This is a genomic window from Streptomyces sp. BYX5S (genome assembly GCF_054724165.1).
Genome location: NZ_CM138829.1, coordinates 3608740 through 3634019 on the forward strand (window position 1 = coordinate 3608740; position 25280 = coordinate 3634019).

Below are 25280 nucleotides of genomic sequence, written 5' to 3' on the forward strand. Positions count from 1 at the left end.
GCGCGAACGAGCAGAGCAGCAAAAGCAGTTGGAGCGGACTGCCGAGAGGGATCCGTGGCGGCCGGGGGATCCGGGGGAGGCGACGTGTCATGGCGGTCACACCTTTCCGAAGGTGAGCCGGGCCACCCACTTGGTGTTGAGGACACCCGGCGCGGCGGGCACGATCACCCGCGCCGGGTAGCCGTGGTCGGGCGAGAGCGGTTCCCCGTTGACGTACAGGGCGAGCAGCGAGCGGGGATCGGCCACCTGGTTGGCGCGCAGCGCGGCGTGCCGGAAGGCGCCGCGCCGTTGCAGTGACTCGACGAGCACGTCCGGCGGATCCGCGCCCTCGGCAGAGGAGTCCACGAGCGCCGCCAGATCGCGCAGCCGCACACCCCGCCACCACTGGTCGGACGTGGACCAGCCCTCGACGCACGCGATGGGCAACGCCGCACTGTGCAGGGGCAGTTCGGCGAGCTCGGCGCGGCCGAGGCGAACCGTGCGGCCCGTAGGCCCGACCACGACCAGCCGCCACGCCTCGTCCGAGATCTCCGCCCGGTCGATGCCCGCGTACGCCGCCGTCTTGTTGATCTGGAACCCGTTCGGGCCCGCCGCCGGATCGGCGCCACCGTGCGGGGCGAACAGCGCGGTGCGGCGCAGCGGCCCGTCGAAGCTCTGCCCCGCCGTCGTACCGAACAGCAGCAGCGAGCCGCCGCCCACGAACCACAGCGCGCCCCGCCGCGACACCGTCGGCGGATCGGGCCGCGGCGCCACCAGCGCGCCCTCCTCCCGCGCCCTGCGCACGTTGCGCAGCGCCGTCGGCACCTTCAGCGCGGCGTGCGCCAGGAACGCGGCGAAGAACACCCACGCCCCGTAGAAGTGCAGCGGATAGAACGAGCCGGGGAAGACGTAGTCCAGCTGCACGTTCAGCACGCCCGTGACGAACTCGAACAGGCCGCCGCCGACCAGGAGCAGCAGCGAGAGGCGTTCGAGGGCGTGGGTCAGCGAACGGGCCGGCGGCAGCGCGAACAGTTTCGGCACCACCGACCACAACTTCGCCAGCAGCACCGGGATCAGCGTGACGCCGAGCGTGACATGGACGCCCTGCGTGAACCGGTACAGCCAGTGCGGATCCGTCGGCCAGTCGAACAGATAGAAGCCGAGCAGCCCCTTGTCCGGGGTCTTGTCGTTGATCCGGGCCAGCTCCGGGTTGTACGCCGCGTACGAGACGAGTCCCGTCACGAACAGCACGGTGATGCCGACCAGCAGCACCAGGCCCAGCACCGCGGTGAACCACGGGCCGCGCAGCGGGCTGCGCCAGAAGGAGGGGGAGGCGGGAGTCTCACGCATGGGTCGACGGTAGAGCCGCGACGGGCCGCATCAGGGGGTGCGACTCATGACGAAACGCTGACATCAGGGCCGGTCGGCGCAGTCCGGGCCACCTCACGGCCTAGCGTTCCCGTGTGACCCCCCGCACCGAATCCCGCGGCACCCGACGCGACCTGTACGCCGCCGCGGCCGCGCTCCTCCTCGTCCTCGCCGCCGTCCTCGTCGGCCGCCACATCGAGGACACCTACGGCACCCTGCACGTCGGCGTCCCCCCGCTGTACGGAAAGTGGCTCCCGCACATCGGCCCCGGCACGCCCGCCGCCCTCGCGGTGGCCGCCGCCGTCGTGGCGTACGGGCCGGTCCTCGCGGCCCGGCTCCGGTGGGGCGCGCTGCTCGCCACCGCCTGGGCCACGGGCACCGCCTGGATCCTCTCCCTCGCCCTGATCGACGGCTGGCACCGCGGCCTCGCGCGCCGGCTCACCACCAAGTACGAGTACCTCCAGGTCATCGACCGCTTCCACGACATCCCGGCCACCCTGCGCACCTACACCCGGCACATCCTCATCGACTCGCCCGACCACTGGCCCGCCCACACCGCGGGCCACCCTCCCGCCGCTCCGCTCACCTTCGTCCTCCTCGACCGCGTCGGCCTCGGCGGCGGCGGATGGGCCGCACTGTGGTGCGTCACCGTCGGCGCGACGGCCGCGGTCGCCGTCCTCGTCGCCGTCCGGGCCCTCGCGGGGGAGCAACGGGCGCGCGCCGCCGCCCCGTTCCTGGTCGTCGTGCCGGGCGCCGTGTGGATGGGCGCCTCGGCCGACGCCTACTTCGCCGCCGTCGCCGCGTGGGCGGTGGCCCTGCTCGCGCTCGCCGTCAGCGGGCGCGCCGTCGGCTGGGCGGCGGGCGCCGGGCTGCTGTTCGGACTCGCCCTCTACCTCTCGTACGGGCTGACGCTGTTCGCGGTGATCGGCCTGGCGGTGCTGTTCCTCGGCCGGGCACGGCTGCGGGAGCGGCCGGTGGCGCTCGCCGTACTGTTCTGCGCCGGATTCGTGGTCGTGCCGCTCGCGTTCACGCTCGCCGGGTTCGACTGGTGGGAGGCGTACCACCTGCTGGTCACCCGCTACTACCAGGGCGCGGGCGGCATCCGCCCGTACGGCTACTGGGTGTGGGCCAATCTCGCGTGCACGGTCCTCGTCGTCGGCCTCGCCACGGTCGCGGGGCTGCGGCGGACCGTCGGGCTGCTCGTCCGGCCGGGCGACCGGGACAGCGGGCGGGCGCGGCTCGCGCTGCTCGCGGGCGCCGCGCTGCTCGCCCTGCTCGCCGCCGACCTGTCCGGCATGAGCAAGGCGGAGACCGAGCGCATCTGGCTGCCCTTCGCGATGTGGCTGATCCCCGCCTGCGCCTTCCTGCCCCGGCCCCGGCCGTGGCTCGCCGCGCAGGTGGCGGGCGCGCTGCTGGTGAACCATCTGCTGCTGACCGGATGGTGACGGGGCCCGTCCGCGCTGGGAGGGCGGTGGGCGCGGACGGTGCCCCGCCGGTTCGAGGGCGGTTCAGCCGCGGCGGCCGCTGCGCTCCCGGGCCCTCTCACGGGCCTGCGCGGTGGTGTGGAACGAGTCCAGCAGGTCCGTCACCTCGGAGTCGGTGACCTGCGGGAACCGGGCGTAGCCCTCGCTCACCGCGCGGAAGTCGGCCGGCTGGTCGAGGCAGATCACGTCCTCCGCGTGGGCGCGCAGGTCCGCCACGGTGTCCGGGCTCCCGACGGGGGCCGCGACCACCAGGTGGGCCGGGTCGCGGCGGCGCAGCCAGAGCAGGGCCGCGGTGGCGGTCAGGCCGGTGGCGAGTCCGTCGTCGACCAGGATCACCGTCCGGCCCGACAGGGGCGGCATCGGGCGGCCGGTGCGGTACAGGTGCGTGCGGCGGTGCAGTTCGTCGCGGGCCTCGGCGACTTCGGAGCCCAGCCGGTCCTCGCTCAGGCCCAGGAGCTCCAAGCCCGCGCGGTCGAACAGCGGGGGCTCCTCGTCGACGACGGCGCCGATCGCGGTCTCGCGACGGCCCGGTACGCCGATCTTGCGGGCGACCAGGACGTCGAGCGGCGCGCGCAGCACGTGGGCGATCGGCGCGGCGACGGGGACGCCGCCGCGCGGCAGCGCCAGTACGACCGGGTCCGGCAACGCTCTGGAGCCCGTCAACTCCAGCACGTGCAGCGCGAGTTCCTCACCGGCGTGCGTACGGTCACGAAAGGGCACGGGGCCTCCTCGGCAACACTTCGTGGGGGTGGCGGAGCCGGGGTCAGGAGCGGTGCCCGAGCAGTTCGCGTACGCCCGCACCGTCGAGCGTCAGGGCGTCCGGGGAGCCCGCGTCGATCGTCATCGACAGCTCCGTGGGCCAGCGCGCGGCGAGCACACCCAGCGGGACCGGTGTGCAGCGGGAGATGAACGGAAGCAGCTCCGACATCCGCAGTTCGGACGTGAACAGCGGAACGAGCTGCTCGCCACCGGGCTGCTCGATGACCGGCAGGGACAGCGAGGGCGATGCGGAATCCTGCTCCTCGCCCACCTCGTCGGGCACCGGCACGAGGACCTGGCACTCGGCGAGCGCGTCGAGCGCGCTCTGGTCGCCGGTGTTCACGGTGAGGGCGCTGAGTGCCTGCTGGGCGGCGGAGGCGCCGTTGCTCTCGGGTGTGGCGGCGTTCTCGGTCATGATCTGGATCCCCTCAGGTGTACGGACGAGTGGCGCCCCGCGTACCCATGGGGTGTGGGTCCATGCAAGAGGGATCAGGGGGACGACGGCGACCCGCTCAGGCCGCCGTCCGTCTCGCCCAGGCCCGGCCCCACCGCCCCCTCATGTGCGGGCACAGCGGCCGGCCGTGCGTCAGCTCGACACCCTCCGTGGCGCCCATGGCGACGAAGAAGCGGCGCCCCATGGACGACTGGAGCGTGGTCGTCCAGCGGCAGCCGTCACCGACGGCGATCGCGCCGCGCAGCAATTCGTGGCCTATGCCCTCGCGGCGCCACGGCTCGTCCACCCAGATCGCCTGTATCCGCCCCGCCGCACAGTCCGCGCACAGCCGGAAACGGACCTCGGCGATCTGCCGGCCGGCCTGGGTGCGGGCGGTGATCCGCCACTGGCCGTCGGCACCGGGGCGCTGCTCGGCGAGCATCACCACCGTGCCGTCACCGGTGGTGAACAGTCCGCCCGTCCTCCTCCGCATGCGGGCCTCCTGCGGGCGTGCTGTGTCGGAGTTGTGCCCAGGAATCCTTTCATGCGACGGGGTTGCGGCGACAGGGGGTGAGCGGGGTGAAGCCGGCGCCGCGTGTTGACGACGGGGCTCCGCTCAGTCCGCGTCCGCCGCCTGCGCCGAACCCGCCCCCGAAGAAGCGGGGATGCTCGGGGGCCCGATCCGGCCCCGGTTCACAGAGGATCGGGAAGCGAGCGACGCCGCGTGAGGCGGCGGTCGAGCCAGGAGAACAGCCAGGCCAGCGCGGCGGCGATCACGATCACCCCGGCGATGTTGCGCAACGCCACGCCGTAGCCGCGCTCGTGCACGTCGAGGAACGGATACGGGTACCAGTCCGTGACCGCGCCGTGCACGAGCGTGTACGCGATCCACAGCGCCGGCCACACGAACGCCCCGCGCACGGTCGCGGCATCGAGTCGCCCGCGCGGCCCGAACAGCAGCCAGCCCACCAGCGTCATCGGCGGCGCGATGTAGTGCAGCCCCACGGTGATCCACATCGAGACCCCCGCGAGGTGCACCTGAGGCGCCAGGACGATCGCGAACACCAGCCCGGTGATGGTGATCCCCAGCAGCGCGTCGAGCCGCAGCACCCGCCACAGCCGTCCGTCCCGGCCGGGGTGGAGCATCAGCGAGACCGCGCAGGCCAGGACGAGGATGTTGCTCTGAATCGTGAAGTAACTGAACATCCGGACCAGCCGCGTCACCACGTCCGCCTCGTCCCCCGTGGTGTCGCCGGCCCCGGCCGCCGCACCGCCGGTGAACACGAGCACGAGCTGCGCGACGAGCGCCGTCGCGACGATCGCTGCCAGCGCGCCGTGCCACGGACGGGACAGCCCGGGGGCGCGGTCGACTGCCGTTCCCGGGGCGGGTCCTGTGACGGTGATGGCGGCCTCCTCGGTCGGGGCGGGTGTTCGTGTTGAGCCGATTATGGCCGATATGGCGGTAGTCGTTGATCGTGCGGGGTACCCGCCGCACGGCGAAAGCGGAAAGAAGCAGCGAGGGAAGGGATTCGGCGTGCTGCCCACGACCATGACCGCGGCCCTGCTCACCGGACACGGTGGCCTGGAACGGCTCGAGTACCGGACGGATGTGAAGGTGCCGCGGCCCGGGGCCGGTGAGGTGCTCATCCAGGTCGGTGCCGCGGGGATCAACAACACGGACGTCAACACCCGCATCGGCTGGTACTCCAAGGCCGTCGACTCGGCGACCGGCGAGGGCGCCGCCGGGGGCTTCGACGGCGTCGACGACGTGGACGCCTCCTGGACCGGCAAGGCACTGGAGTTCCCCCGGATCCAGGGCGCCGACGTGTGCGGCCGCATCGCCGACGTCGGGGACGGGGTGCCCCGTGAGCGGATCGGCGAGCGCGTCCTCGTACGGAACATGCTGCGCACGCCCGTCGACTACCGGCCCTACGAGTGCTGGACGTTCGGCAGTGAGTGCGACGGCGGATTCGCCCAGTTCACCGTGGCGCCCGCCCGCGAGACGCACGCCGTGCGCAGCGACTGGAGCGACGCGGAACTCGCGGCCGTGCCGTGCGCGTACTCGACCGCGGAGAACATGCTGCACCGCGCGGGCGTCGGGGCCGAGAACGTCCTGGTGACCGGGGCCTCGGGCGGGGTCGGGCTCGCCGCGGTGCAACTCGCCAAGCGCCGGGGCGCGACGGTCGTCGCCGTGTGCTCCGCCGCGAAGGCCGACGGGGTGCGGGCCCAGGGCGCCGACCGGGTCGTGGACCGTGGCGCCGACCTGGTCGCGGAGCTCGGGCGGGGCACCGTCGACGTCGTGCTCGACCTCGTCGGCGGGCCCCAATTCCCGCAGCTGCTGGACCTGTTGCGGCGCGGCGGCCGGTACGCCGTCGCGGGGGCCATCGGCGGCCCCAGCTCGGAGATCGACCTGCGCACCCTCTACCTCAGGGACCTCTCGGCCTTCGGCTGCACGTTCCAGGAGGACGAGGTGTTCGAGAACCTCATCGGTTACATCGAGCGCGACGAGGTGCGGCCCGTCGTCTCGCGCACCTACCCGCTGGCGGACATCGCGCGGGCGCAGGAGGAGTTCCTCACCAAGAAGCACCTGGGCAAGCTGGTGCTGGTGCCGCCGCCCGTGACCGCCGACGGTGGGCCCGTGTGACGTCCTGCCGCGGGGCGAGGCTCACCAGGTGAACACGCCGAAGCCGAACCCCGCCGCCCGGACCCGGCCCCCGGCCACCTCGGCGCCCCGCACCAGCACCGGCGTCACGGCGCGCCCGGTGAACTCCGGCGGCAGCTCGTACGCGGTGGCCGCGGCGCCGGGGTTGACCACCACCAGATGCCCGGCGCCGCGCAGGTACACCAGCGGATACCCGTCGTGCAGCACGCGGGTCGTCCCGCGCGATCCCAACTCGGGCCGTGACGTGCGCAGTTGGATCAGCTCGCGGACCAGGTGGAGCAGCGAGCCGGTGTCGGCCCGTTGCGCGGCGACGTCCGGGCGGGACGGATCGGGGTCGAGCGGGAGGTACAGCTGGTCGGCGGGGGCGGTGGAGAAGCCCGCGTTCTCCGTGCCGTCCCACTGCATCGGGGTGCGCGAACCGGCCCGGTTGTAGCGGGGGCCGAGCCGGCTGCCCTCGTGGTCGGGCAGACCGGGGACGTACCGCATGCCGATCTCGTCGCCGTAGTAGATCGCGGGCAGCGTCGGCCAGGTCAGCTGGAAGGCGAACGCGGCGGGCAGCTGCTCGGCGGTGCGCGGGCCGCAGCACAGCCGGGAGAAGTCGTGGTTGGCGGTGGGCAGGCAGGCGTACCCGGCGCCGTCGATCGCGTCGGCGGTCGAGCGCCAGATGTCGAGGAAGGTGCGCGGGGAGCCCAGCGCCGCCGACCCGAAGTACGGCTCCAGGGGCTCCCACGGCTCGCTCACCGTGCCCTCGAAGTTGTTCCACAGGGAGCGCAGCGCGATGCCGTCGCGGACCGGGCCGAACTGGAGGAAGAAGTCGCCGTGGAACCCGGCCGGGACCGACGTCGCCGGGTCGCCCCACTCGGAGAGCAGCGCGGCGTCCGGGTGCGCCGTGTCCAGCCAGCCGCGCAGCTCCCGCCACAGGGCCGAGGTCGCCGACTGGTCCGGGTCGTCCTTGACCAGGGACGCCGCCATGTCGACCCGGAAACCCGACAGGCCGAGCGACAGCCAGTGGTCCATCACGTCGCGCAGCGCCCGCCGGTTGGCGCGCGGCCCCTCCGCGTCGACCGGGAGCCGCCACGGTTCGGCCGGATTCGGGCGCGCGTAGCCGAAGTTGAGGGCGGGCTGCGACGCGAAGAAGTTCGGCAGGTAGTGGCCGGGGCGGCTGCCGGGTGAGGCGACGAAACCGGCGGGCAGCGCGGCCGGGTCCCGGGGGTCCGCCCAGATGTAGCGCTGGTCGGCCGGGTCGTTCGCGGAGGCCTGGAACCACGGGTGCGCGTCGGAGGTGTGTCCGGCGACGAGGTCGAGCAGCATCCGGATGCCGCGCTGCCGGGCGGCGTCGACGAGACGGGCCAGGTCGTCCTCGGTGCCGTAGCGGGGCGCCACGGTGAGGTAGTCGCTGACGTCGTAACCGGCGTCGCGGAACGGGGAGGCGAAGCAGGGGTTCAGCCAGACCGTGTTCACGCCGAGCCACGACAGATGGTCCAGGCGTGCCTCGATTCCGGCGAAGTCGCCGATGCCGTCACCGTTGGAGTCGGCGAAGCTCTGCGGATAGATCTGGTACAGCACGGCATCGGCGAGCCACTCGGTGGCGGGGCGTCGGTCGGTGTGCGACACGGTGCACGTCCTTGTGGGCTGGGCGAGTCGGGCGTGGGCTGAGCGAGTACGGCGGCGACGGTGACCCCGGTCAGGTGCTTTCCCCGCGCGACCCCGTTCCAGTCGCCCCTTGTCCGAATGCAATGAATGCGCTTACATTCAGAGGGCGCGAAAACCCCAGATTCGCGGACAGCGACACGGCAACAGACAGAGAAGGTCCGAGGGCACCACGTGCTGCGAGCGTACGAACCACAGGTCAAGGAACTGCTGGACCGGATGACGGTCCAGGAGAAACTCGGGCAGCTCCAGCAGCTGACGTGGACCGGCGAGACCGGACCGGGCGGTGGCCAGACCGCCGAGACGGAGGAGGCCGCGCGGGCCGGCCGGCTCGGCTCGGTCCTGAACATCTTCGGCGCGGCGCACACCAACGCGCTCCAGCGCATCGCCGTCGAGGAGTCCCGCCTCGGCATCCCGCTGCTGTTCGGCCTCGACGTGATCCACGGCTTCTGGACCACGTTCCCGATCCCGCTCGCCCAGGCCGCCGCCTTCGACCCCGAGGTCTCCCGGCGCGACGCCGAGGTCGCCAACGCCGAGACCCGCACCAACGGTGTGCGCTGGACGTTCGCCCCCATGATGGACGTGACGCACGAGCCCCGCTGGGGCCGCATCGCGGAGGGCTCCGGCGAGGACCCGTACCTCAACGCCGCCTACGCCGTCGCGAAGATCCGGGCGCACCAGGGCGCCGCCGACGGCACCGAGCTGGCCCACGACGACCGGATCGCCGCCTGCGCCAAGCACTTCGTCGGGTACGGCGGCGCGGAGGGCGGCCGCGACTACAACACCGTCGACATGTCGGAACAGCGGCTGCGCAACCACTACCTGCCGCCGTTCAAGGCCGCGATCGACGCGGGCGCCGCCACGGTGATGGCCGCGTTCAACACGGTCGGCGGCGTCCCCGCGCACGGCAACGCGCACACGATGCGGCAGATCCTCAAGGACGAGTGGGGCTTCGACGGGTTCGTGGTCGGCGACTACACCGGCGTGCACGAGCTGATCGCGCACGGTTTCGCCGAGGACGGCGCGGACGCCGCCGCCCTGGCGTTCGGCGCGGGCCTCGACATGGAGATGGTCTCCACCAACATCACCGAGCACGGCGAGCGGCTCATCGCGTCGGGAGAGCTGTCGCTCGACCGCGTGGACGACGCCGTCTCCCGCATCCTCGCCCTGAAGTTCGCGCTCGGCCTGTTCGACCACCCGTACTGCGACGAGTCGGCGGAGATCACCGAACCGTCGGCCGCCGCCCGCGCGGCCGCCCGCGAGGCCGCCGCGCGCTGCACGGTCCTCCTCAAGAACGAGGCGTCGGCGCTGCCGCTCACGCCGGGCACCGGATCGGTCGCGGTGGTCGGCCCCTTCGCCGACTGCACCGATCTGCACGGCACCTGGGCGGGCCCCGGCTGCCGCCGCTTCCCGACGGTCAGTGTTCTGGACGCGGTGCGCGAGGCGGCCCCGGCCGCGATGGTCACCCACGCGGGCGCCGACCCGGCGCAGGCGGCGGAGGCCGCGCGCGCCGCGGACGTCACCGTGGTCGTCGTGGGCGAGGACCCGCTGCTCAGCGGCGAGGCCGCGGCCCGCTCGGACCTCGGACTGCCCGCGGGCCAGGACGAGTTGCTCGCCGCGGTCGCCGCCACCGGCAAGCCGTACGTGGTGGTCCTGGTCAACGGCAGGCCGCTGGTCCTCGGCGACTGGTACGACGCCGCTCCGGCCGTCGTCGAGGCCTGGCACGGCGGCCTGGAGGCGGGCCACGCCGTGGCCGACGTCCTGTTCGGCGCGGTGAACCCGGGCGGCAAGCTGCCCGTCACGTTCCCGCGCGCGGTCGGCCAGATCCCCGTCTACTACAACCACGAGAACACCGGCCGCCCGTACGACGCCGACGAGAAGTACACATCGAAGTACCTCGACCTGGAGGAGGGCCCGCGCCTGCCCTTCGGCCACGGCCTGAGCTACACGACGTTCACCACGTCGGCCCCGTCGCTGAGCCGGGACTCGCTCACCCGCGCCGACATCGCCGAGGGCGCCACCGTCGACGTCACCGTGACGGTCGCCAACACCGGTGACCGCGAGGGCGACGAGGTCGTCCAGCTGTACGTCCACGACGTCACGGCCAGCATCGCCCAGCCCGTCCGCAAGCTCCGCGGCTTCGAGCGCGTCACCCTCGCCCCCGGCGCCACCACCACGGTCACCTTCACCCTCGGCGAGGAGGACCTCGGCTTCTGGACGAACGATCCGGCGGGCACCTTCCGCGTCGAGCGGGGCCGCTTCGACGTGTACGCGGGCGTCAGCTCGGCGGCGGCGGAGCGCGGGACGCTGCGCGTGAAGTGACCGGGGCCGTGTCGTGGTGCGGTCGGCGGGGTTTCGTGGTCACGTGGCCGGTGCGACGATCGGCGCCAGCCCGACCGTGCCACGAGGAGGCCCGCGCATGTACCGCATGACCGTCATCTACGACCACCCCGCCGACCCGGAGAAGTTCCTCACGCACTACCGGGAGGTGCACGCCCCGCTGGCGGCGCGGATGCCGGGCCTGAAGTCCTTCCAGTGGAGCGTCTCCGAGATGCCCGACGGATCGCGGCCGCCGCACTTCGTGGTGGCCGCCCTCGACTGGGACTCCAAGGAGGAGGCGCTCGCCGCGCTCGGCACGCCGGTCGGGAAGGCCGGCGCGGAGGACATCGGCAACTTCGTCGCACCCGGTGGCGTCCGGATGAGCTTCTCCGAGGTCGTCGACCACCCGCTGTAGCCGCGGGTCCTTCGGCCCGGCCGGAAGGGGCCAATGGCCCCCGGCGTCCGGCGCGCCGCGCGGCGGACAATGGCGGGGAGCGCCGAGGAGGAGCCATGACGACTCTCCCGCCGGATCGCGCCACGGTCACCGCACTCGTCGAGGACGCGGCCACCGCGCCCTCCATGCACAACGCGCAGCCCTGGCGGTTCAGCTACGACACCGGGACCGGGACGCTGCGGCTCACCGTCGATCCGGACCGCGTCATGCCGACGGCCGACCCCGACCTGCGCGCCGTCCACCTGGGCTGCGGCGCCGCGCTGTTCAACCTGCGCGTCGCCGCCGCCCAGGCGGGGCTCGCCGCGCGGGTGCGCCTGACACCCGATCCGGCGGAGCCGACGCTCCTGGCCCGCGTCGACCTCACCGGGGCCGACGGCACCGCGGACGACGGGCTGAAGGAACTGGCCGGGCTGTACCCGGCGATCCGGCAGCGGCACACGAGCCGGTGGCCCTTCGCCGACAAGGAGGTCGCCGCGCCGGTGCGCGCCGCGCTCGTCGACGCCGCCGAGCGCGAAGGAGCGGGCCTGCGGTTCGCCGACGCCTGGCACGTCGAGATGCTGCGCGAGCTGGTCAGGGACGCCGAGGGCCGCGACAGCGCCGACCCCGAACGCACCCGGGACATCGAGCGCTGGACCCGGCACGGCGGCGAGGCGAGCGCCGCCGTCGACGGCGTGCCCGATTACGCGTTCGGGCCGCGCGTGCGCACCGGCGGCGCGCCCATGCGGGACTTCGCGGGCAGGCACCCGGCCCCCGGCGCCGGCTCGGCGCCCTTCGAGGACGACCCGCACCTGGCGCTGCTCGGCACGGACCGGGACGACCCGACCGCCTGGCTGCGCGCCGGACAGGCCCTGGAGCGCGTCCTCCTCGTCGCCACCCTGCACGGCCTCACCGCCTCGGTCACCTCCCACGCGCTGGAGTGGCCGGATCTGCGCGGCCTCGCCCGCGACCCGCTCTCCGGCACCGGCCATGTCCAGATGGTGCTCCGCCTCGGACATGGGCCAATGGGCCCAGTGACACCCCGTCGGCCGGTGCGCGACATTCTCAGCATCGACCAGGAGTGAACACCGGCCATGACTGAACGGCCGGTCCCGAGGGGGTTGAGAACGATGGATGCGACGCATTCCAGGGAGCCACGGGTGCTCGTGGCCTACGGGACGAAGAACGGCTCCACCGCCGAGATCGCCGAACACATCGCGGCCGAGCTCACCAAGGCCGGCTGCGCCACCACGCTCCGCCCGGCGGCCGAGGCCGCACCCCTCGTCGGGGAGCAGGACGCCGTGGTGCTGGGCGGCGCGCTCTACGCGGGCCGCTGGCACCGCGACGCCCGCCGGCTCGCCCGCCGCGCCGCCCGCGAGCTGGCCGCGCGCCCGCTGTGGCTGTTCAGCAGCGGTCCGCTCGACCCGTCGGCCTCGGAGCGCGACATCGCGCCCGTGCCGGGGGTCCGGCGCATCGAGCGGCGCACGCGGGCCCGCGACCACGTCACGTTCGGCGGCCACCTCGACGAGCACGCCCGCGGCCGCATGGCCCAAGCCATCGTCAAGAACGGCAAGGGCGGCGACTTCCGCGACTTCGAGCGCATCGCGGCGTGGGCGCGGGGCATCGCGGCGGAGCTGACGCGGTAGCCCTCAGGACCCCGGCGGGATGCCCTCGGCGGGTGCGCACCCCTCGCGGCGCCAGGCCCGGTGGGTCACGGGGCGGCCACCTCCCGCAGCAGTTCACCGAGATCGGAGACGACGAGGTCCGCGCCGTGCCGCAGGAGCATGCCGGTCCGCGCCCGCCCCGGCGTCCGGTCGACCCCGATCACCAGACCGAAACCGCCGCGGTCGCCGGCCTCGACACCGGCCGGCGCGTCCTCGACGACGGCCGTGTCCGCCGGGTCGACCCGCAGCCTGCGGGCGGCCTCCAGGAACAGATCGGGCGCGGGCTTGCCCCGCAGCCCCAGCTCGGCCGCCAGGACGCCGTCCACCACGACGTCGAAGAGCCCCAACACCTGGGCGCGGGTGAGCAGTTCACGGGCGTGCAGCGACGCGGACACGGCGGCCAGCAGCACTCCCTGGGCGAGCAGCGTGCGCAGCAGCGCCACGGTGCCCGGATAGGCGGGCACGACCGCGCCGTGCCGCAGCCGCTCCACGTAGCGGCGGTCCTTGTCGCGGGCGACGGAGTCGACCATCGCCGCATCCGGGGGACAGCCGCGGGAGTCGAGGAACGCGGCGGCGCCGTCGCCGCGCGACCTGCCGTCGACGTACCGCGGATAGTCGACGTCGATGTCGAAGGGGCGCCGGTCCTTCGACAGCCGGGGCGGCCGTTCGCGCAGATAGGTGTCGAAGGTCGTCTTCCACGCCTCCGCGTGCAGCCGGGCGGAGTCGGTGATCACGCCGTCGGTGTCGAGGACGACGGCTCGGGCGGTGCGCAGGGGCGGTGTCAGATCACGCACGGCTCCTCCTCGTGAGGTGTCCGGATCCGGTGCCGCGCGCGGCCACGCCGGCCGGGCCGTCCGTGCGCTGCCGGGTCCACGCTCACCGTGGCACGCGCGGGTGCCACGGGCGCAGGGGCCGGTTCGGCCATGCCGCGGGACGTTCGGCCCACGGTGCGGCGCGGCCCAATGTGCCCCGCCGCCAGCGGAACCGGGCGGACGCCTCACTCGTAGAGCACGTACGACGGCCGCGGGCGCAGCCCCAGGACCTGGTCCGGGCTCATCAGCCGGCTCCCGCCCTCGGTGTCCTCCTCGAAGAACAGCTTGAAGCCGGTGCGCAGCCGGTCGGGCATCTCGTCGACCAGCCGCTCCCAGGTGTGCCGTTTGAGCTGCGGGCTGCCTATGCCGTCGGCGCTCTTGACCACGGCGACGCCGTCCGGGATGTCGAGCTCCTGCTCGTCCTGGACGACCGACTCGGCGACCTGGTGGTAGACGAACACCTTCTCCGGCAGGTCGTGGCGGTCCACGAGCGAGGCGAGATGCTCGGCGATCCGGCTCAGTTCGGGTCCCGTCGTGTGGCCGTACGTGTCGCCGGGGACCTGGCCGGAATCCATCTCCCACTCGGGGTCGAGAGCGATCCCGACGTCCGGCCGGGCGAGCCACTCGTCCAGGGCCTTCACCTCGTCGAGGGCGTCCGCGCGGCCCGGCTGGATGTTGAGCAGCAGCAGCGCCTTGTGGCGGCGCGCGGCCTCGTGGAACGTGCGGATCGTCGCGTCCGGCGTGCGCGTGCGGTACGTGCCGTCGGGGCCCGCCCCGGGATTGGCGACGGTGGCCAGCAGCTCCAGGACGGGCAGGACGGCACGGCCGTCGGCGTAGGCGCGCCCGCGCCGTTCCAGCTCCGCGACCCGGTCGTCGAGGTTCCCCGTACCGAGCCGGCCGAGCGCGCTCGCGCCCGGCAGTCCGCAGTAGCCGACGAGCCGGTGCCCGGGGAACACCCGGCGCCCGCCGCGCGGCAGTTCCGGGCGGCGGCGGGTGGGGCTCGGCGAGGGGGACCGGGAGGTGCCCGAGGGATCGGGCCCGGCCCGCCCGGCCGCGGACGGCCTGTCGTCGGCGTCGGTCGTACCGCACCCCGCCAGCAACCCGGCGGCGCCCGCGGCTCCCGCGGTCAGCAGCGCCCGCCGCCGCGCACCGCCCGCGCCGAGACCCGTGTCGCCCTCGCTGTGACCGTCCGACCGCATCTGGCCTCCCGTCCGCGGCCGCACGGGTGCCGCGGCCGCTGGTCGTGATCAACGTCCGTGGGCGCATTGCCGACGCGCGCGCGGCGAAACGTACGGCGGCCGGCGGTGCGCCGTGGTTCGGCCACGCCGGACCGCGGCTATAGGCGCGGGCGCAAAGCGTCGACGACCAGGTCGAGCAGGTGCGGGACGCGTTCGGTCCGGTCGCCCGCCGTCGTCGACATGAAGACGCCGAGCAGCGTCGTGATCACGTCGTCGGCCGGTACGTCGCCGCGCAGCGTGCCGGTCCGCGCCCCGGCGTCCAGGAACGCGGCGACCGCCTCGGTGAGCCGCTCCCGGGTGTTCGCCGTGACGCCGCGCCCGGAGGCCTGGGCGAGGGTGAGGCTGCCCGCCATCGCGCGCTTGGCCGCCACGAGGTCCGCGTACCGGTCGAGCCACGCCCGCAGCGCGTCCCTCGGCGCCAGCTCGGCGAGCAGCGGCTGCACGGCGGCCGTGACGGCGTCCAGCTCGGCGGAGTAGACGGCCTCGACGAGGGCCTCGCGGGTCGGGAAGTGCCGGTACAGGGTGCCGATGCCGACGCCCGCCTCCCGGGCGACCGACTCCAGCGGCACCGACGTGTCGTCCCGGGTGAAGGCGGTGCGGGCGGCGGCGAGGAGACGCTCACGATTGCGCCGCGCGTCCGCGCGGGCGGGGCGTGCGGCGTCGCCCCCGGTGGACGCGGGGGCCGGCTTGTTCTGGGGCGCAGGCAAAACGGAGGTCCCTCCGGTTGTGCTACGGTCGGTTTAACGGAGGCTCCTCCGTTTCCTTCATCTTCGCACGAGGCAGGATTCCCATGACCTCTTCCGCGTCCTCTTCTGCTTCCACCCCGTCCTCCGCCGTCACGGCCTCCGGCGTCCCGCGCCCCGGCGGCGCCGGACGGCTGCTCGGCCGGGACGTCTCCCGCGTCGGATTCGGCGCGATGCAACTGCCCCGCCTCGCGTCGGACCGCGCCGCGGCCGTGGCGCTGGTGCGGCGCGCCGTCGAGCTGGGCGTCGACCACATCGACACCGCCGAGTTCTACGGACACGGCTTCTCCAACGAGATCCTCCGCGAGGCACTGCGCCCCGAGGACGACGTCCTCGTCGCCAGCAAGGTCGGTGCCACCCCCGACACGGACGGCCCGCTGCCGCTCCGGCTCGCCCAGCGGCCCGAGGAACTGCGGGCCGCGGTCGACGACAACCTCAAGAGCCTCGGCGTCGACCGGATCGCGCTGGTCAACCTGCGGCGCGCCGAGAAGGCCGGGCCCGGCCTGCGGGCCGAGGGCGACCAGGTCGTCGACATGGACGATCAGCTCGCCGTCATGACCGCACTGCGCGACGAGGGCAAGATCGGCGCCATCGGCCTCAGCAACGTGGGCCTCGACGAACTGCGCCGCGGCCTTCCCGCCGGGATCGCCTGCGTACAGAACGCGTACAGCCTGGTGGCCCGCGACGACGAGGAGATGCTGCGGCTCTGCGTCGCCGAGAACATCGCCTGGGTGCCCTTCTTCCCGCTCGGCAGTGCCTTCCCCGGCATGCCCAAGGTCACCGACGAGTCCGCCGTCACCGAGGCCGCCGAGACGCTGGGCGCCTCCCCGGCCCAGGTCGGCCTGGCCTGGCTCCTCCACCACGCGCCGAACGTCCTGCTGATCCCCGGCACCGCCGACCCCGGCCACCTCGCGGCGAACGTCGCGGCGGGCGAACTCGCCCTCGACGGGGCGACGCTGGCGAGGCTGGACGAGGTGCCGACGCGAGCGGGGGACATCGAGCACTGAGGCCGCGCCCGGCGGAGGTTCGCGAACTCCCCGGGCGCCTCCCGGAATTGATCACGGGTATGGACAGGCCCGCACCCGCCCTCGTAACTTAACGAATGTTCAACGCGGGGTGGGTGAGGCCGAGCCGTGCCGGGCGGAGCGGTCGTCGACCGCTCCGCTCGCAGCGTACGCAGTCCGCGACCCACTCCGGGAGCCCCGCCATGACCGACGCCGTGCTCAGCGAATTCCGCGCCGACGGGATCACCGTCATCACCCTCAACCGCCCCGAGGCCCGCAACGCGGTCAACCGGGTGGTCGCCGAAGGAGTGGCCGCGGCGCTCGACGAACTCGACCGCAGGGACGACCAGGTGGTCGGGGTGATCACCGGCGCGGGCGGCAGCTTCTGCTCCGGGATGGACCTCAAGGCGTTCCTCGCGGGGGAGCGCCCCGTCGTCGAGGGGCGCGGGCTCGCCGGGATCACCGAGGCGCCGCCGCGCAAGCCCGTCATCGCCGCCGTCGAGGGGTACGCGCTCGCGGGCGGCTGCGAGATCGCGCTCGCCTGCGACATGGTCGTGGCCGCGCGCGACGCCAGGTTCGGCATCCCGGAGGTCAAGCGGGGCCTCGTGGCCGCCGCCGGCGGACTGCTGCGGCTGCCGCGCCGCATCCCGTACGCCGTCGCCCTGGAGGTCGCCCTCACCGGTGACTTCCTCGACGCCGAACGCGCCCACGCCTACGGCCTCGTCAACCGGCTCACCGAGCCCGGCTCCGCCCTCGACGGCGCCCTCGCACTCGGCCGCGCCATCGCCGCCAACGGCCCCCTCGCGGTGCGCGCCACCAAGGAGATCGTCGCGGGCGCGGCGACCTGGACCGCGAGCGAGGAGTGGGAGCGCATGCGGGAGATCGCCGGGCCCGTCATGGAGTCCGACGACGCCAAGGAAGGCGCCCGCGCGTTCGCCGAGAAGCGCGCCCCGCGCTGGACCGGCCGGTGAGCGCCGGACCGCTCGCCGGTGTGCGCGTGGTGGAGCTCGGCGGCATCGGGCCCGCCCCGTTCTGCGGCATGCTCCTCGCCGACCTCGGCGCCGAGGTCATCCGCGTCGACCGGCCCGCCGAGGCCGGGAGGCCCAGCCCCCACCCCGTCCTCCAGCGCGGCCGCAGATCCGTCGCCGTCGACCTCAAGAGCCCTGAAGGCGCCGCCGCGGCACGGCAGTTGATCGGCCGCTGCGACGCCGTCATCGAAGGGTTCCGGCCCGGCGTCGCCGAACGCCTCGGCCTCGGGCCCGACGTCCTCCTCGCCGTAAACCCGAAGCTCGTCTACGGGCGGATGACCGGCTGGGGACAGGACGGGCCGCTCGCCCAGGAACCCGGGCACGACATCAACTACATCGCCGTAGCGGGTGCGTTGGGCGCCATCGGGCCCGCCGAAGGCGACCCCGTGCCACCGCTCAACCTCATCGGCGACTTCGGCGGCGGAGGCATGCTCCTCGCCCTCGGCCTCGTCAGCGCCGTGCTGCACGCGCGCACCACCGGCGCCGGCCAGGTCGTCGACGCCGCCATGACCGACGGCACCGCGCTGCTGCTCGCCATGACGTACGGCTTCCTCGCGCAGGGCGTCTGGAAGGACCGGCCGGGGACGAACCTGCTCGACGGCGGCGCGCCCTTCTACGCCGTGTACCGGTGCGCCGACGACCGGCACGTCGCCGTCGGCGCCATCGAACCGCAGTTCTACGCGGCGCTGCTGCGGGTCCTCGGCCTCGACGGCGACGAACGGTTCGCGCGGCAGCACGAGCGCGCCAACTGGCCTGCGATGAAAGCCGAGTTGACGCGGCGCTTCGCCACGCGGCCCCGCGACGCGTGGGCCCGGCTCTTCGACGGGCAGGGCGCCTGCGTGTCTCCCGTGCTGTCGCTGAAGGAGGCGCCCGAGCACCCCCACAACGCCGCCCGCGCCACCTACCGGCGCGGCGCCCACGGCGGCCACGAACCCTCGCCCGCGCCACGCTTCACCGCCACCCCGCCGGGAGAGCCCGCGCCCGCGCCGCGCATCGGCGCCCACACCACGGACGTGCTCACCGCGCTGGCCGGGCTCGACCCCGAGGACGTCGACACACTCCGCGAGAAGGGAATCGTCGGTTGACGACGCGCTACGTGCCCCCGGGCATGCCCGAGAGCCTCACCTACCCCGACGCGGCCGTCGGCGACCTGCTCGCCGGAACCGCCCACCGCCACCCCGACCGCGCCGCCGTCCGCGACGGCGAACTGACGCTCACGTACCGGGAGTTGTACGAGACCGCGCTGCGGATCGCCGCGGGGCTGCGCGCACGCGGCGTGCGCACCGGCGACGCCGTCGCGCTGCACCAGCCCAACTCCGCCTGGTTCACCGTCACGTACTACGCCGTCCTGCTGGCCGGGGCCGTCGTCGTCCCCCTCAACCCCACCCTGCCGCCCAAGGCGGTGCGCGACCAGCTCGACGAGGCGGGCGCCGTCGCCGCCTTCGCGCACCCCGCGACGGCGCCCGCGCTCGCCGAGGCCGCCGCGCCCGGCGTCCGCACGACCGTCCTCGTCCCGGCGACGGCCACCGCGCCGACACCCGAGGACGCGCCGCCGACCGGCGCCGTGCCGCTGGAGGAACTGCTCGCGGCCGAGCCGGGCGAGCGGGCTGCCGTGCGCGGGGGAGACCTGGCGCACCTCGCGTTCACCGGCGGCACGACCGGGCGCTCCAAGGCGGTCCGTGTCCTGCACCGCAACGTTCTCGCCAACGCCCTCCAAATGGCCTGCTGGCGCGGCGCCGCCGTGCCCGTCGTCGACGCCGAGGGCCGCGTGGCGCTCGAACCCGTGCCCGCGGCGCACACCCCGCACTCCATGGACGTCGGGACGTCCACCGCCGTGGCGCTCGCCCCGCTCTTCCACGCCATGGGCCTCGTCGGCCAGTCCGTGAGCACGGCCGTGGCGAGCACGGTCGTGATGGCGGGCCGCTTCGAGCCCCGCCGCTTCGCACGGCTCATCCAGGAGTACGGCGTCACCTCCGTGCCCGGCTCGCCCGCCCTCTTCCACGCCCTGCTCGCGCTGCCCGGCGTCGAGGACCTCGACCTTTCCTCGGTACGCAGCGTCAACTCCGGCGCCGCGCCCGTCGACACCGACACCGTGCGCCGCCTCGGCGCGCTCTTCCCGAACGCCACGATCGTCGAGGGGTACGGGCTGACCGAGGCCACCATGGCGCTCGCCGCGCACCCGCTGGTGGGCGACAACCCCGTGCCGGAGGGCAGCGTGGGCGCTCCCGTCTTCGACACCGACATCGAGATCCGCGAGCTGGGGTGCGGGCCCGCCGTGCCGCCGGGTGAAACGGGGGAGGTGTGGGCGCGCGGACCGCAGATCACCGACGGCTACCAGGGGCACCCCGAGCTGACGGCCGAGCAGTTCGTCGACGGCTGGCTGCGCACCGGCGACCTCGGGCGCGTCGACGAGGACGGGTGGCTGTACCTGGTCGGACGGGCCAAGGACATGCTGATCTACAAGGGGTACAACGTCTATCCGACCCCCCTTGAGGACCTGCTGCACCGCCACCCCGCCGTCGCGGGCGCCAGCGTCATCGGCGCGCCACGGGCCGGGGTCGGCGAGATCCCCGTCGCGTACGTCGTGCCGCGCGCCGGGGAGGTGGCAGGACCCGAACTCGCCGAGAAACTCCTCGCGTTCGTGGCTGAACACGTCGCCCCGTACCAGCGCGTCCGAGAACTCCACTTCCTGCGGTCCCTGCCGGTCTCGGCCGCCGGAAAGATCCTCAAGACGGAGCTGCGGCAGCGGTACGCGGCGGCAGGCGGCGCGGCGGCGGGCGGCGCGGTCACGGGCGACGGACCGACGAGAGGGACGCGGGCGTGAGCGGCGGCGTGGTGGACGAGGCAACGGCCGACGGGATCGCTGTCGACGGCGCGGACGGAAGGGACGGTACGGGCGGCAGGGACGGGAGGGACGGCACGGGCCGCGCGGGTGGTGCGGTCGACGCGGGCGGCACGACCGGTGCCGGCGATCCGGGCGGCGCGGATGGCGTCCGCCGCCCCGTTCCCCTCCGGGAACCCGGCGCGCTGGGTGAGCTGGGCCGGGGGCGTCACATTCGCGTCGAGGCCGCCGGGGACGGCGCGTACCAGGGGTACTGCCACTCCGGCCGCGCCGCCGCCCGCAGTTACGGCGGCGCCGTGCTGGCGCAGGCGCTGGACGCCGCTCACCGCACCGTGGACGGGGACCGGGTCGTGCACTCGCTGCACGCCTACTTCCTGCGCGCCCTGTCGCCGGAGCGGCCCGTGCGCTACGAGCCCGAGGCCGTGCGCGACGGCCGCAGCTACTCGATGCGGCAGGTGACCGCGATCCAGGACGGCAAGGAGTCGCTCACCATGAGCGTCTCGTTCAAGCGGCCGCAGCCCGGCGGAAGGTGGCGCCAGCCCGGCATGCCCGACGTACCGGGCCCCGAAGGGCTGGGCAACGGCTGGGCGCACCGGCCGCAGGACCACCCGTTGAGCATCTGCGTCGAGTACCGCGAGGTGCCGGTCGAGCGGGACCCGGACGCCGGCCGCATCGACCGTTACGCGTGGATGCGTACCACCGGCGCCCTGCCCGACGACCCCGGCGCGCACGCCTGCGCCCTCGCCTACCTCTGCGACGCCCCGCTCGCGCCCACCGCGCTGGTGGCCCACGGCGAGCCGCGCCCGCGCGGCATCGCGCTCGCCTCCCTCGACCACGCCATGTGGTTCCACCGGCCGGTGCGCGCCGACCAGTGGCTGCTGTTCGCGTGCCACAGCGTCGTGGCGGGCGACGGCCGGACCCTGGCGCACGGCGAATTCTGGAGCGGCGAAGGGGAGTTGATCGCGTCCGTCACCCAGGAGGCGCTGCTCCACGTGTCCGCGCCCCGGTGACCCCCGCAAGGGTTGTCAGGGCTCGGGGCGCCGACGTAACTTAACGATCGTTCTACAAGGGCGTGGAAGGGGAAGCCGTGCGCCGCACGCTGTTCAACGAGGACCACGAAGCGTTCCGCCAGGTACTGAGGGACTTCATCGACAAGGAAGTCGTCCCCGTCCACCACGAGTGGGAGGAGCAGGGGCATCCGCCCCGCGACTTCTACCGCAGGCTCGGCGAGCTGGGCGTGCTCGGCATCCAGGTCCCCGAAGAGTTCGGCGGCGCGGGCGAGGCCAGCCTCAAGTTCGCGGCGGTCGCGGTCGAGGAGACGACCCGCGCCGGAGTCACCTTCGGCAACTACTCGGTGCACTCGAACCTGATCCTGCCGTACCTGATGGCGTACGCCACGCAGGAGCAGAAGGAGCGCTGGCTGCCCGGCTTCGTCTCCGGCGACCTCATGACGGCGATCGCGATGACCGAGCCCGGCACCGGCTCCGACCTCGCCAACATCCAGACCCGGGCCGAACTCTGCGCCGACGGCAGCCACTACGTCCTCAACGGCGCCAAGACGTTCATCACCGGCGGCGCCCTCGCCGACCTGGTCCTCGTCGTCGCCCGCACCGCGCCCTACGACCCCGAGGACCGCCGTGGCGGACTGTCCATCCTCGTCGTGGAGTCGGCGAGCGAAGGCTTCTCCGTGGGCCGCAAGCTCCAGAAGATCGGGCTCAAGGCCTCCGACACCGCCGAACTCGCCTTCACGGACGTCAAGGTGCCCGTCCGGAACCTGCTGGGGGAGGAGGGCAAGGGCTTCTCGTACCTGTCCCACAACCTCGCCCAGGAGCGCCTGATGATCGCCCTCGGCGGCTCGGGCACGGCCGCCGCGGCGCTCCGCTTCGCCACCGACTACGTGCGGGAACGCACGGTCTTCGGCAAGCCCGTCGCCCACTTCCAGAACACCAAGTTCGTGCTCGCCGAGTGCGCCACCGAGGTCGAGGCCGCGCAGCTGATGGCCGACCGGGCGCTCGAACTGCACGACGAGGGCGAGCTGTCCGTCGCCGACGCCGCCAAGGCCAAGCTGTTCTGCACGGAGGTCGCGGGCCGCGTCATCGACAAGTGCCTTCAGCTGCACGGCGGTTACGGCTACGTCACCGAGTACCCGATCGCCCGCCTGTACGCCGACACCCGCGTCTCGCGGATCTACGGCGGCACCAACGAAGTGATGAAGACGATCATCGCCAAGTCGCTCGGCCTCTGAAGCCTCCGACTCCCCCTCCCAGCACCGGCCCCAAGAAGGGAACTGCCATGCAGCTCGACGCCCAGTCCTCCGTCCTGATCACCGGTGGCGCCTCCGGTCTCGGCCGCGCCACCGCCGAGCGGCTCGCCGCCACGGGCGCCAAGGTCGTCATTTTCGACCTCCCCACCTCCGACGGGGAGAACGTCGCCAAGGAGATCGGCGCCACCTTCGTCGCCGGTGACGTCACCAGCGAGGCAGACGCCACCGCCGCCGTCGAGGCAGCCGTCGCGCTCGCCCCGCTGCGCGTCACCGTCAACTGCGCGGGCATCGGCTCCGCCGGCCGCACCGTCGGCAAGGAGGGCCCCTACGCCCTCGACACCTTCCGCAGGGTCGTCGAGATCAACCTGATCGGCACCTTCAACGTCATCCGCCTTGCGGCCCAGGCCATGACCGGCAACGACCCGGTCGACGGCGAGCGCGGCGTCATCGTCAACACCGCCTCCGTGGCCGCGTTCGACGGGCAGATCGGCCAGTGCTCCTACTCGGCGTCCAAGGGCGGCATCGTCGGCATGACCCTGCCGATCGCCCGCGACCTCGCCCGGATGAACATCCGCGTGATGACCATCGCCCCCGGCCTGTTCGAGACCCCGCTGCTCGGCCGCCTGCCGCAGGAGGCCAAGGACTCCCTCGGCGCGCAGGTGCCGCACCCGGCCCGCCTCGGCCAGCCGGCCGAGTACGCGCACATGGTCGACTCCATCGTCACCAACCCGATGCTCAACGGCGAGACCATCCGCCTCGACGGCGCGATCCGCATGGCCCCGAAGTAGACCGCGCGCCACGCCAACCCCCGTACCTCACCTAGGAGTTCAGCATGCGTGACGCAGTCATCGTCGATGCCCTGCGGACCCCCGTCGGCAAGGGCAAACCGGGCGGCGCGCTGTCCGACATCCACCCCGTCGACCTCTCCGCCCACGTCCTCAAGGCGCTCGCCGAGCGCAACCACCTCGACCCGGCCACCGTCGACGACGTCATCTGGGGCTGTGTCTCCCAGGTCGGCGAGCAGGCGGGCGGCGTCGGCCGGTTCGCGGTGCTCGCCGCGGGCTGGCCGGAGTCCGTGCCGGGACTCACCATCGACCGGCAGTGCGGTTCCTCGCAGCAGTCCGTGCACCAGGCCGCCGCCGGGGTCATCGCCGGGCAGTACGACATCGCCATCGCGGGCGGCGTCGAGTCCATGTCCCGCGTCCCGATGGGCTCCACGCGCGCGGGCGGCCAGGTCGGCAAGCCGTTCGGCCCGCTCGTCGCCGAGCGCTACGACCACGTCGTCTTCAACCAGGGCATCGGCGCCGAGATGATCGCCGAGGAGTTCGGCCTCACCCGCGCCGAGCTCGACCAGCACGCCGCCGACTCGCACGAGAGGGCCGCCCGCGCCATCGACGAGGGCCGCTTCAAGAACCAGATCACCCCGGTCACCCGCGCCGACGGCACCCTCTTCGACACCGACGAGGGCGTGCGCCGCGGCACCACCGTGGAGAAGCTCGCGGGCCTCAAGACACCGTTCAAGGAGGACGGCGTCATCTCGGCGGGCAACGCCTCCCAGATCTCCGACGGCGCCGCCGCCCTCCTCATCACCACCTCCGAGGTGGCCGCGCGCAACGGCTGGACGCCGCTGGCCCGCTTCCACACGGGCGTGGTCACGGGCGTCGACCCGGTCACCATGCTCAAGGGCCCGATCCCCGCCACCGCCAAGGTCCTCGACCGCGCGGGTCTCACGCTCGACGATATCGGCACGTACGAGATCAACGAGGCGTTCGCCTCCGTCTCCCTCGGCTGGCAGCGGCAGACCGGGGCCGACTACGCGCGCCTCAACCCCAACGGCGGCGCCATGGCCCTCGGCCACCCCCTCGGCGGCTCCGGCGCCCGCCTGATGACGACGCTCGTGCACCACATGAAGGACAACGGCATCCGCTACGGCCTTCAGTCCATGTGCGAGGGCGGCGGCATGGCCAACGCCACGGTGCTCGAACTGCTCTGAGCCCCTTGGTACCCGCTCGTGCCCGACACGCCGCCGCGCCGACCGCGGACACCCGCGTCGCGTACGGGCGGGTACCGCCGCGGCGGTTCGGCGGGGAGGATGGCGCACCATGACCGACCACACAGCCCCGGCCGCCGACGCCGCCCGCCCGCCGCTCCCGCCGTTCACCCGCGAGACCGCCGTACGGAAGGTGCGCATGGCGGAGGACGCCTGGAACACCCGTGACCCGCTGCGCGTCTCGCTCGCCTACACACCCGACAGCCGGTGGCGCAACCGCGCCGAGTTCCCCACCGGGCGCGCCGACATCGTCGCCTTCCTCACCCGCAAGTGGAACCAGGAGCTCGACTACCGGCTGATCAAGGAACTGTGGGCGTTCGACGGCGACCGCATCGCGGTCCGCTTCGCCTACGAGTGCCACGACGACGCGGGCAACTGGAAACGCGCGTACGGCAACGAGAACTGGGAGTTCGACGAGCACGGCCTGATGCGGCTGCGCCACGCCTCCATCAACGACCTGCCGATCACCGAGGCCGACCGCGTGTTCCACTGGCCGCTGGGCCGCCGCCCCGACGACCACCCGGGACTCAGCGAACTGGGCCTGTAGCGACG

24 protein-coding genes are annotated in these 25280 nt (G+C 73.7%); 15 read left to right on the top strand and 9 right to left on the bottom strand.

The genetic code is table 11. The annotated features are described in order from the left end of the window. Window positions 1-96: 96 nt before the first annotated feature. A complete protein-coding gene (locus tag ACYBSK_RS16400) occupies window positions 97-1329 on the bottom strand; it encodes a molybdopterin-dependent oxidoreductase (protein WP_460246609.1) in 1233 nt (410 codons plus the stop codon). 113 nt (window positions 1330-1442) lie between these two features. On the opposite strand from ACYBSK_RS16400, the gene ACYBSK_RS16405 reads away from it, so the two are divergent. Beyond that, complete coding sequence (locus ACYBSK_RS16405) at window positions 1443-2792, top strand: hypothetical protein (RefSeq protein WP_460246610.1); 1350 nt, start codon at window positions 1443-1445, stop codon at window positions 2790-2792. A 63-nt stretch (window positions 2793-2855) separates the two neighbouring features. On the opposite strand, the gene ACYBSK_RS16410 is transcribed toward ACYBSK_RS16405, so the two are convergent. The 4 genes from ACYBSK_RS16410 to ACYBSK_RS16425 form a co-directional block, all read right to left on the bottom strand. After that, window positions 2856-3551, bottom strand: coding sequence for a phosphoribosyltransferase (locus ACYBSK_RS16410; RefSeq protein WP_460246611.1), 696 nt, complete (start codon window positions 3549-3551; stop codon window positions 2856-2858). Window positions 3552-3594: 43 nt separating this feature from the next. Further along, window positions 3595-4005, bottom strand: a complete 411-nt coding sequence (locus ACYBSK_RS16415) for an SseB family protein (RefSeq protein WP_457477832.1) — start codon at window positions 4003-4005, stop codon at window positions 3595-3597. A 97-nt stretch (window positions 4006-4102) separates the two neighbouring features. Further along, a complete protein-coding gene (locus tag ACYBSK_RS16420) occupies window positions 4103-4516 on the bottom strand; it encodes a hypothetical protein (protein ID WP_457477833.1) in 414 nt (137 codons plus the stop codon). Window positions 4517-4716: 200 nt separating this feature from the next. Further along, on the bottom strand, window positions 4717-5313 hold the full coding sequence (locus ACYBSK_RS16425; protein WP_460246612.1) for a Pr6Pr family membrane protein: 597 nt from the start codon (window positions 5311-5313) through the stop codon (window positions 4717-4719). Window positions 5314-5557: 244 nt separating this feature from the next. On the opposite strand from ACYBSK_RS16425, the gene ACYBSK_RS16430 reads away from it, so the two are divergent. Continuing rightward, window positions 5558-6667 carry an alcohol dehydrogenase family protein gene (locus ACYBSK_RS16430; RefSeq protein WP_460246613.1) on the top strand — a complete coding sequence of 370 codons (1110 nt, stop codon included), beginning with the start codon at window positions 5558-5560 and terminating at the stop codon, window positions 6665-6667. Window positions 6668-6688: 21 nt separating this feature from the next. Here ACYBSK_RS16430 and ACYBSK_RS16435 read toward each other — a convergent pair whose 3' ends face one another. Further along, entirely contained in the window at window positions 6689-8299 is a 1611-nt protein-coding gene (locus tag ACYBSK_RS16435; RefSeq protein WP_460246614.1) for an alpha-amylase family glycosyl hydrolase, read from the bottom strand. A gap of 255 nt (window positions 8300-8554) precedes the next feature. On the opposite strand from ACYBSK_RS16435, the gene ACYBSK_RS16440 reads away from it, so the two are divergent. The 4 genes from ACYBSK_RS16440 (at window position 8555) to ACYBSK_RS16455 (ending at window position 12730) form a co-directional block, all read left to right on the top strand. Beyond that, window positions 8555-10657: a glycoside hydrolase family 3 N-terminal domain-containing protein gene (locus ACYBSK_RS16440; RefSeq protein WP_460247042.1), complete on the top strand. Its 2103-nt coding sequence runs from the start codon at window positions 8555-8557 to the stop codon at window positions 10655-10657. Window positions 10658-10754: 97 nt separating this feature from the next. After that, on the top strand, window positions 10755-11069 hold the full coding sequence (locus tag ACYBSK_RS16445) for an EthD family reductase (RefSeq protein WP_460246615.1): 315 nt from the start codon (window positions 10755-10757) through the stop codon (window positions 11067-11069). 95 nt (window positions 11070-11164) lie between these two features. Further along, entirely contained in the window at window positions 11165-12169 is a 1005-nt protein-coding gene (locus ACYBSK_RS16450) for an Acg family FMN-binding oxidoreductase (RefSeq protein WP_460246616.1), read from the top strand. A 75-nt stretch (window positions 12170-12244) separates the two neighbouring features. Continuing rightward, window positions 12245-12730, top strand: coding sequence for a flavodoxin domain-containing protein (locus ACYBSK_RS16455; RefSeq protein ID WP_460246617.1), 486 nt, complete (start codon window positions 12245-12247; stop codon window positions 12728-12730). A 65-nt stretch (window positions 12731-12795) separates the two neighbouring features. On the opposite strand, the gene ACYBSK_RS16460 is transcribed toward ACYBSK_RS16455, so the two are convergent. From ACYBSK_RS16460 to ACYBSK_RS16470, 3 genes are all read right to left on the bottom strand, one after another. After that, window positions 12796-13542 carry an HAD family hydrolase gene (locus ACYBSK_RS16460; RefSeq protein ID WP_457477840.1) on the bottom strand — a complete coding sequence of 249 codons (747 nt, stop codon included), beginning with the start codon at window positions 13540-13542 and terminating at the stop codon, window positions 12796-12798. 203 nt (window positions 13543-13745) lie between these two features. Further along, a complete protein-coding gene (locus tag ACYBSK_RS16465) occupies window positions 13746-14759 on the bottom strand; it encodes a hypothetical protein (protein ID WP_460246618.1) in 1014 nt (337 codons plus the stop codon). A gap of 137 nt (window positions 14760-14896) precedes the next feature. After that, window positions 14897-15505 (bottom strand): TetR/AcrR family transcriptional regulator, encoded by a 609-nt coding sequence (locus tag ACYBSK_RS16470; RefSeq protein WP_460246619.1) that lies wholly within the window; start codon window positions 15503-15505, stop codon window positions 14897-14899. Window positions 15506-15588: 83 nt separating this feature from the next. On the opposite strand from ACYBSK_RS16470, the gene ACYBSK_RS16475 reads away from it, so the two are divergent. From ACYBSK_RS16475 to ACYBSK_RS16515, 9 genes are all read left to right on the top strand, one after another. Continuing rightward, window positions 15589-16548: an aldo/keto reductase gene (locus ACYBSK_RS16475; protein ID WP_460246620.1), complete on the top strand. Its 960-nt coding sequence runs from the start codon at window positions 15589-15591 to the stop codon at window positions 16546-16548. A gap of 200 nt (window positions 16549-16748) precedes the next feature. After that, on the top strand, window positions 16749-17516 hold the full coding sequence (locus ACYBSK_RS16480; RefSeq protein WP_457477844.1) for a crotonase/enoyl-CoA hydratase family protein: 768 nt from the start codon (window positions 16749-16751) through the stop codon (window positions 17514-17516). Next, a complete protein-coding gene (locus ACYBSK_RS16485; protein WP_460246621.1) occupies window positions 17513-18658 on the top strand; it encodes a CaiB/BaiF CoA transferase family protein in 1146 nt (381 codons plus the stop codon). The genes ACYBSK_RS16480 and ACYBSK_RS16485 overlap by 4 nt, the downstream gene beginning before the upstream one ends. Next, a complete protein-coding gene (locus ACYBSK_RS16490) occupies window positions 18655-20397 on the top strand; it encodes a class I adenylate-forming enzyme family protein (RefSeq protein ID WP_460246622.1) in 1743 nt (580 codons plus the stop codon). Before ACYBSK_RS16485 ends, ACYBSK_RS16490 begins: the two co-directional genes overlap by 4 nt. Further along, entirely contained in the window at window positions 20394-21425 is a 1032-nt protein-coding gene (locus tag ACYBSK_RS16495; RefSeq protein ID WP_460246623.1) for an acyl-CoA thioesterase, read from the top strand. Before ACYBSK_RS16490 ends, ACYBSK_RS16495 begins: the two co-directional genes overlap by 4 nt. Before the next feature lie 77 nt (window positions 21426-21502). Beyond that, window positions 21503-22660, top strand: a complete 1158-nt coding sequence (locus tag ACYBSK_RS16500; protein WP_460246624.1) for an acyl-CoA dehydrogenase family protein — start codon at window positions 21503-21505, stop codon at window positions 22658-22660. 47 nt (window positions 22661-22707) lie between these two features. Continuing rightward, window positions 22708-23466: a 3-hydroxyacyl-CoA dehydrogenase gene (locus ACYBSK_RS16505; protein ID WP_457477849.1), complete on the top strand. Its 759-nt coding sequence runs from the start codon at window positions 22708-22710 to the stop codon at window positions 23464-23466. A gap of 44 nt (window positions 23467-23510) precedes the next feature. Further along, complete coding sequence (locus ACYBSK_RS16510; protein WP_460246625.1) at window positions 23511-24671, top strand: thiolase family protein; 1161 nt, start codon at window positions 23511-23513, stop codon at window positions 24669-24671. 109 nt (window positions 24672-24780) lie between these two features. Further along, a complete protein-coding gene (locus ACYBSK_RS16515) occupies window positions 24781-25275 on the top strand; it encodes a nuclear transport factor 2 family protein (RefSeq protein WP_460246626.1) in 495 nt (164 codons plus the stop codon). Window positions 25276-25280 lie beyond the last annotated feature (5 nt).